Consider the following 8,079-nt stretch of genomic DNA (forward strand, 5'->3'; position numbering starts at 1 on the left):
TCTTTCTACTTTCAAAATATAATCTCGCTTTCATTAAATTTCATATTTGCTTTTGGTAATGGTGATTTGGTGGTATAATAAGCACTTTCTCCTTTATAATTTCCACGATAAACCCCATTAGGAATGCTAAATTTTCTAGTTGTATCAGGGAATTTTTCTATATATTGAGTTAAAAATTCTCTAAACACAGGAGCAGCTGTTCTAGCCCCACCTTCTGTATAACGCATAGGCTTGTTATTATCATTTCCATACCAAATGATTGCTTCTATTTCAGGCGTAAGTCCACAAAACCAAGCATCAACACTTTTATTCGTTGTTCCTGTTTTTCCTGCTATTTCTATATCTTTTACTCTTGCATTACGCCCTGTGCCTTTTTCAACAACATTTCTCATCATATCTAAAACCAGAAAACTTTGCGCTTCATCGCTGACTTTACGCTCATTTGAGTTAAATTCCATGATGGTTTTACCGGTTTTATCCTGAACTTGTCTGATAATTTGAGGATCTTTAATCGTACCATAGTTCCCAAACATGGTATAAAATTTCGAATACTCCAAAGGAGAAATACCAAAACTTCCCAATACGATTGATAAATTAGGCGGTATATCTTTAAATCCAAATTCCATTAGTTTAGAGTAAAGAACATCAAGCCCCATATCAAGTGCGAGATTAATGGTAGCTAAATTTCTTGATCTTGTTAAAGCTTCTTTTAAAGTAATTAAACCTAAAAATTTACCCCCTTCATTTTTAGGTTTCCAATCCTCATTATTACCCGCTCCACCTTCAAAAATTCTAGAAATATCAGCAATTTCACTCATAGGCGAATATCCTAAATTAATCGCCACTTGATACACAAAAGGTTTAAAAGAGCTTCCAGGTTGACGCATACTTTGAGTAGCACGGTTATAATTACTTTTTTCATAATCAACCCCACCTACCAAAGCTAAAACATCGCCACTTTGATGATTTACCACGACCATAGCTCCGTTTAAAGTGCTTAAATTTGCATCTTTATCGCGTTTTACTATCTCATCATAACCAAATTTCAAAGCATTTTGCGCCATATTTTGAACATCTAAGTCTATATTTAAAATGATTTTATATCCACCTGTTTTTAAGTCTTTGATATTAGGGCTTAATTGTTTAATCACTTCATCTACGACATAAGGAGCAGCATTTTGAGTAAGCGTATCATCATAAACTTGCGGAATTTCTTTAATGGCTGTATCATAATCTGCTTTTGAAATCCAACCTAGATTATACATTCTTGAAATAACATTATTTGCTCTTGAGATGGAAAGATCTAAATGCTTTGTAGGATCATAACTGCTAGGTGCTTTTGGCATACCTACCAACATAGCAATCTCTTTAAGGCTTAATTCATTTAAATTTTTATGAAAATACCCCAAAGCTGCGGTTTTTACTCCATAATACCCATGTCCAAAAAAGATAAAATTTAAATACCTTTCTAAAATTTGCTCTTTAGTTAAAATGGTTTCCATTTTATAAGCAAGCAAAGCTTCGCGAATTTTACGCGTAATAGTTCTTTCTGGGGTTAATTCTGTGTTTTTAATAAATTGCTGGGTAAGAGTGGAAGCTCCTTCCATGGTTTTTCCACCGCTTTTTATGATTTTTACAGCAGCTCTAAAAATGGCATCGATATTAACTCCATTATGTTCAAAAAAGCTTGTATCTTCTATAGCAACTAAAGCTTCTATAAGGCGTGGAGGAAGCTCTTCATAAGGAGCGTAAAAACGATGCTGTTCAAAAATATTAGCCACAAGCTTGCCATTTCTATCGTAAATTTGTGTTGTAAGAGGAGGTTTGTATTCTTTAAAAGTATAACCCTCAGTATCAGCACTTGTGAAAAGATAAGCCACATAAATAAATCCAGCTATAAACAAAAGAGTAAAAAATGAAAAAATATATTTTAATATTTTCATAAATAAGCCTTTAAAGTTTGGATATCAAGCCCTAAAGCAGTGCTTAGATTTCCTACTTGTTGGGTGATGAAATTTTGATGAAAACCCTCACACATAATACAACCCGCCTTGCCTTTATAAAGATCATTTTCTACATAATCTCTTAAAGCATTTTCATCAAAATTTTTAAAATAAAGCGTAGTTTTTGAAAGAGAAAAAACTCTTTTTTCAGGTTTTACAAGCAAAAAAGCCGATAAAATACTTGCATACTTTCCATTTTGCAAGGCAAGCATTTCATAAGCTTCTTTTTTATCCTTTGCTTTGGTAAGAATTTTTTCATCTATACAAACTATACTATCTGCAAAAAGCAAATTTTGGTTTTGAAAATCTTTGCCTAAAGCACTTAAAAATTGTCTTTCTTTTTCAAGAACTATTTTTTGAACATATAAAAAAGGTGAAATATTTTTATTTAAATTTTCATCATAATCAAAACTAACTTGCCTAAAATCAATCTTTGCGGTTTTAAGCAAGTTAGCTCTTGAAATGGAACTTGAAGCAAGAATTAACATTAAAGTGCTTTTTCTATCGTTTCTAAGCTTTGTTTTAAAGCTTCATTGATTTTGCTTAAATCTTTTCCACCTGCAGTAGCAAAATCATCTCTTCCGCCACCATTTCCACCTAAAATTTGCGCCGCTTCTTTAACTAAAGCTCCTGCTTTTAAAGGCACATCTTTAACGCCAGCTGCCAAAGTGATTTTTTCATCTTTTACTTGGATAAGTAAAATCACCGCTTTAGCAAATTTGTTTTTAAAATCATCAATCATAGCTTTAATATCGCCATTATCTACGCGTTTTACGCAAATTTCAACACCTTGAATATTTTTAGAATCAAGCTCGGTTTTACTTGAGTTTTTAAGCTCATTTTTTAAACTTAAAATTTCATTTTTAAGCTTTTTGAGCCCGCTTAAAATATCATTATTTTTGAGCTCATCTTTTGCTTTGGAAAGTTCTTCAAATTGATTTTTTACAAATTCTAAAGCCGCTTTAGAAACCACAGCTTCAATGCGTCTAACTCCAGCACTCACACCGCTTTCTTTAACTATGTAAAAACTTCCTATTTGAGCAGTATTTTTAACATGAGTTCCCCCGCAAAGCTCCTTGCTTTCACCTAGAGTTAAAACACGCACATTGCCTTGGTATTTTTCATTAAACAATGCTATAGCGCCGCTTTTTTTAGCTTCTTCTAAAGGCATATTTTCTAAAATAGCTTCACTTGAGTTTATAATCATTTCATTGACTCTTTTTTCAATGCTTTCTAGTTCTTCTTTGCTTAAAGCTTTATGATGAGTGAAATCAAATCTTAGTTTATTGCTTTCAACTAAAGATCCTGCTTGGCTTACATGAGAACCTAAAATTTCTCTTAAAGCATGGTGTAAAAGATGAGTAGCTGAGTGGTGACGTGCGATTTGCTCTCTTTTTTCTGTATCGATTTTTGCATGAACTATATCGCCAATTTTTAGTTCTTCGCCTGCTTTTACAAAGCTAAGATTGAGATTAAAAAACTTTTGCGTATCTAAAACTTCACGCTTAGCTATAAATCCACTATCAGCACTTTGCCCCCCACTTGTTGCATAAAAAGGTGTGTTTTCAAGCATCACCCAACCTGCATCTTTAAGGATGGAAACTTCTTTAAAATCTTCATCTAAAAGGGCTAAAATTTTACTTTCGCATTCTGCTTTTTCATAACCTACGAAATGATTTTCTCCAAATTTTTCAAGCAAGTTTTTAAAATCTCCGCTTGCAGTTTTATCCCCACTTCCTTTCCAAGAAGCCTTAGCGCGTGCTTTTTGCTCATTCATTAAAAGTTCAAATTTTTCTTCATCAACTTTAAGATTTTTTTCTCTTAGCATATCAGCCGTTAAATCAAGCGGAAAACCATAAGTATCATAAAGCTTAAAGGCTACTTCTCCGCTAAAAATTTCTTTGGTGTTTTTAAGCTCTTCATTAAAAATTTCAATCCCATTTTCTATAGTGCTTAAAAATCTTTCTTCTTCAAGGCGAATTTGTTCTTTTATAAAGTCTTTTTTCTCATTAAGATAGGTATAATGTCCGCCCATTAAATCGCACACAATATCAACTAGTTTATACATAAAAGCTTGTTTAAAACCTAGCAAATATCCATGTCTTAAAGCACGACGCAAAATACGACGCAAAACATAACCTCTACCTTCTTTATCAAAACTTACCCCTTGTGCAAGCAAAAATACACTTGATCTTATATGATCAGCTATGACTCTAAAACTTGCTCCGCTTTCATAAATATAAGTTTTATTACAAAGTTTTGAAATTTCATTGATGATTGGCATAAAAAGCGAGCTATCAAAATTGCTAAATTTACCTTCTTTAATTGCTGTTACTCTTTCAAGCCCCATTCCTGTATCAATGCTTGGCTTTGGCAGTGGGCTAAGCACTCCATCAGCGCTTCTTTCGTATTGCATAAAAACAAGATTCCAGATTTCTAAAAATCTATCCCCATCTCCACCCATATAATCTTCGCTTGAGTTAAAATGCTCTTCTCCTTGGTCATAAAAAATCTCACTACAAGGACCACAAGGACCAGTATCGCCCATTTGCCAGAAATTATCTTTATCGCCAAATTTGTAAATTCTTTCTTTTTGAATGTGTTTTTGCCATAGATTAAAAGCTTCATCATCGTTTTCATGCACGGTTACATAAAGTCTGTCTTTAGGTAGTTTTAAAACTTCAGTTACAAATTCCCAAGCATAAGCTATGGCTTGTTCTTTAAAATAATCTCCAAAACTAAAATTCCCAAGCATTTCAAAAAAAGTATGATGGCGTGCGGTATAGCCAACATTATCTAAGTCATTGTGCTTTCCACCCGCTCTTATACAAGTTTGACAGCTTGTTTTGCGTGGAGGGTTTGGGCGTGGAATTTCTCCTGTAAATATGCTTTTAAAAGGCACCATACCCGCATTAGTAAAAAGTAAAGTTGCATCATCAGGAACTAAAGGGCTTGATGGGGTTATCTCATGTCCTTTTGATGCAAAAAAATCCAAATAAGCTTTTCTAATATCCATGAATTTTCCTAAAGAAATTTTTATAAAAACATATCATACCAAAATTACTTTAAATTAAGTAAAACTAAAATACAATAAACATTTTTATTTAATTTTATTTCTCTAAGGTTTTTTATGAATTTTATCAATCTTCAAGCCCAATATCTCGCATACAAAGATGAAATCAATGCTGAAATTGAAAGCGTTTTATCAAGCTCTTCTTTTATAGGCGGTGCAAAGCTTAACGAATTTGAGCAAAATTTAGCTCATTTTTTAGGTGTTAAACACGCTATAGGTTGTTCAAGTGGAACCAGTGCTTTATATCTTGCCTTAAGAGCCTTAGATATTGGCAAAGATGATGAAGTTATAGTGCCTAGTTTTACTTTCATAGCAACAGCTGAAGTTGTGGCCTTAGTAGGCGCAAAACCTGTTTTTGTAGATATAAATTTATCAAATTACAATCTTGATTTTGAAGCAGTGCAAAAAGCAATAACCCCAAAAACTAAAGCTGTTATAGCAGTAAGTATGTTTGGGCAAATGAGTGATTTAAGGGCTTTAGAAGAAATTTTAAAAGATAAAAATATCACTTTGATCGAAGATGGTGCACAAAGTTTTGGTGCAAGTTTCAAAGGAGAAAAATCATGCTCTATAGCTAAAATTTCATGTACGAGCTTTTTTCCTTCAAAACCTTTGGGAGCTTATGGCGATGGTGGGGCTATTTTTTGCCATGATGATGAAATTGCTAAAAAAATAAGAATTTTACTCAATCACGGACAAACTCAGCGTTATAAACATGAATTTATAGGTATAAATGGACGCCTTGACACCTTACAAGCGGCGATTTTAAATGTTAAGTTAAAATACCTAGAAAAAGAATTAGACAAAAGACAAAAATTAGCACAAACTTATAATGCAAATTTAAAAAACTGCCAAATTCCGCAAATTGATCCAAATGCTTTTAGCGCTTATGCACAATACAGCGTTTTAGTTGAAGATAGAGCTAGTGTATTGCAAAAATTTGAAAAAACTAATATACCTTATGCTATACACTATCCAACCCCTTTGCATAAACAACCTTGCTTTAGTGAGTTTTCAAATTTAGAACTTAAAAATTCAGAATATGCAAGCGAACACATCTTGTCTTTGCCTTTTTCACCTTTTTTAAGTGAAGAAGAGCAAGAGCAAGTTATTTGTATTTTTAAAGATTAATTCCATGAAAATAGGTATCATAGGCCTTGGAAAAATGGGGCAAAACCACTTAAATGAACTTAGTAAAAATTCTCATTTTAAACTTAATGCACTTTTTGATCTTTGCAAAAATCCAAATCTAAATATTTTTGATAATATTTTTTATGATGATTTGGATAAATTTTTAAATCAAAATAATGATATTATCATCATAGCAACACCTACAAATTCACATTTAGCAATAGCAAAAAAAGTTTTTAAACAATGCAAATGCGTTTTAATCGAAAAGCCTTTAGCTCTAAATTTAAAAGAAATAGACGAAATTTCAAATTTAGCTAAAGAATACAGCGTAAAAGTAGGCGTAGGTTTTTGTGAAAGATTTAATCCTGCGGTTTTAGCCCTAAAAAAAGAGCTTGAAAATGAAGAAATTATCAGCATTAACATACAAAGATTTTCACTCTACCCGCAAAGAATCAGCGATGTAGGGATTTTGCAAGATTTGGCTGTGCATGATCTTGATTTGCTTTGTTTTTTAAGCAAACAAGAAATAACAAAAACCAATTTGCTTAAAAAATACACCCAAGATCAAACAAGAGAAAGTGAAAGCATTATTCTATGTGAGCTTGAAAAATGTATTGCTAGCATACATCAAAGTTGGAATAGCACACAAAAACTAAGAAAAATTCATCTTATTACTAAAAATCATTTTTATGAAGCCAATTTAAATGACTTTTCTTTATTAAAAGATGGAAATTTTATAGAACTTACTCAACAAAGTCCACTTTTTTCAGAACACGAAGCTTTGTTAAAACTTATCGATAATCAACCCAATCATTTAGCCAGCACGAGCGATGCTTACAAAGTTCAAGAAATTTTAGAAAGGTTTGCGTGAAATTAGTTTTATTTTTAAATATGGGCGGAGCTACGAATTTACAAGATTGTGAAGTTTTTTTAAAAAATATGTTTAATGATCCTTATATTTTAGGAATCAAAAATCGATTTTTAAGAAAATTTGTAGCATGGATCATAACAAAGGCTCGCGTTAAAGCCATGCAAGAAAACTATAAAAAAATGGGTGGAAAATCCCCTTTAAACGAACTTACTCAAAGCCTGTGTAACAAGCTTAATTTAAAACAAGATGAATTTAAATTTGATTTTGTAAATCTTTATGTGCCTCCTTTTGCCACAGAAATTTTGCAAAAATACACTTTAAATGAAAGTGATGAAATCATTCTTTTTCCACTTTATCCGCACCATTCTTGCACCACAGTAACTTCATCTTTAGAAGTTCTGCAAAATGAAATTTCAAAGCAAAAAATTCAAGCAAAAGTAAAAACTATAGATATTTTTTACAAAAATGAGCTTTATAATGAGATGATAGTTTCGCACATTTTGGCTAAAAAAAATAAATTTGATGCCAAAATTTTGATTTTTTCAGCGCATTCTTTACCACAAAGCATTATTGACAAAGGTGATTTATATGAAAAGCATGTAAATGATCATGTAGAAATTTTAAAAGAAAAGCTAAAAGATCATTTTGATGAATTTATCTTAGCTTATCAGTCTAAACTAGGCCCTGTAAAATGGCTTGAACCAAATACAAGTGATGTTTTAGCAAATTTAAACGATAAAGCTTTGATTTATCCTATTTCTTTTTGCATTGATTGTTCTGAAACGATTTTTGAGTTAGGTATGGAGTATAAACATTTAGCAAAATGTGATTATGATTTGATAAGTTGCCCTAATGATAGTGATGAATTTATGGAATTTATTTTAAATTCTATAAATCCACCCTTAGCAAGAAAAACTTCTTGCTAAAACTCAAAAATACTTCCCAAAGCTCACATAAGCTTTAGAACTATAATCATCATCTAGTTTATACTTCTTTAAAGC

The 8,079-nt window shown here is 31.9% G+C and carries 6 protein-coding genes; 3 read left to right on the top strand and 3 right to left on the bottom strand.

The window, feature by feature from the left end; translation table 11 throughout:
* Nucleotides 1–11 precede the first annotated feature (11 nt).
* Genes ELQ04_RS02845 through alaS form a run of 3 tightly spaced genes read right to left on the bottom strand, consistent with a single transcriptional unit; the run spans nucleotide 12 to nucleotide 5,019 of the window.
* Complete coding sequence (locus ELQ04_RS02845) at nucleotides 12–1,943, bottom strand: penicillin-binding protein 1A (protein WP_002867666.1); 1,932 nt, start codon at nucleotides 1,941–1,943, stop codon at nucleotides 12–14.
* On the bottom strand, nucleotides 1,940–2,491 hold the full coding sequence (maf, locus tag ELQ04_RS02850) for a septum formation inhibitor Maf (RefSeq protein ID WP_002938074.1): 552 nt from the start codon (nucleotides 2,489–2,491) through the stop codon (nucleotides 1,940–1,942). The genes ELQ04_RS02845 and maf overlap by 4 nt, the downstream gene beginning before the upstream one ends.
* Nucleotides 2,491–5,019 (bottom strand): alanine--tRNA ligase, encoded by a 2,529-nt coding sequence (alaS, locus tag ELQ04_RS02855; RefSeq protein ID WP_002938073.1) that lies wholly within the window; start codon nucleotides 5,017–5,019, stop codon nucleotides 2,491–2,493. The genes maf and alaS overlap by 1 nt, the downstream gene beginning before the upstream one ends.
* Before the next feature lie 114 nt (nucleotides 5,020–5,133).
* On the opposite strand from alaS, the gene ELQ04_RS02860 reads away from it, so the two are divergent.
* From ELQ04_RS02860 to hemH, 3 genes are read left to right on the top strand one after another with little or no spacing between them, the layout of a single operon-like run.
* Nucleotides 5,134–6,207 carry a DegT/DnrJ/EryC1/StrS aminotransferase family protein gene (locus ELQ04_RS02860; protein ID WP_002938071.1) on the top strand — a complete coding sequence of 358 codons (1,074 nt, stop codon included), beginning with the start codon at nucleotides 5,134–5,136 and terminating at the stop codon, nucleotides 6,205–6,207.
* 4 nt (nucleotides 6,208–6,211) lie between these two features.
* On the top strand, nucleotides 6,212–7,078 hold the full coding sequence (locus ELQ04_RS02865) for a Gfo/Idh/MocA family oxidoreductase (protein WP_044778138.1): 867 nt from the start codon (nucleotides 6,212–6,214) through the stop codon (nucleotides 7,076–7,078).
* Nucleotides 7,075–8,004 carry a ferrochelatase gene (hemH, locus tag ELQ04_RS02870; protein ID WP_002938066.1) on the top strand — a complete coding sequence of 310 codons (930 nt, stop codon included), beginning with the start codon at nucleotides 7,075–7,077 and terminating at the stop codon, nucleotides 8,002–8,004. Before ELQ04_RS02865 ends, hemH begins: the two co-directional genes overlap by 4 nt.
* Nucleotides 8,005–8,079: the final 75 nt, after the last annotated feature.

It is taken from the genome of Campylobacter sp. CH278, from assembly GCF_004378845.1.
GTDB lineage: Bacteria > Campylobacterota > Campylobacteria > Campylobacterales > Campylobacteraceae > Campylobacter_D > Campylobacter_D jejuni.

Bases quoted from the DNA above. Each gene is read 5' to 3' on its own strand.
- alaS (WP_002938073.1), bottom strand. From the start codon at position 5,019: ATGGATATTAGAAAAGCTTATTTGGATTTTTTTGCATCAAAAGGACAT.
- ELQ04_RS02860 (WP_002938071.1), top strand. From the start codon at position 5,134: ATGAATTTTATCAATCTTCAAGCCCAATATCTCGCATACAAAGATGAA.
- ELQ04_RS02845 (WP_002867666.1), bottom strand. From the start codon at position 1,943: ATGAAAATATTAAAATATATTTTTTCATTTTTTACTCTTTTGTTTATA.
- ELQ04_RS02865 (WP_044778138.1), top strand. From the start codon at position 6,212: ATGAAAATAGGTATCATAGGCCTTGGAAAAATGGGGCAAAACCACTTA.
- maf (WP_002938074.1), bottom strand. From the start codon at position 2,491: ATGTTAATTCTTGCTTCAAGTTCCATTTCAAGAGCTAACTTGCTTAAA.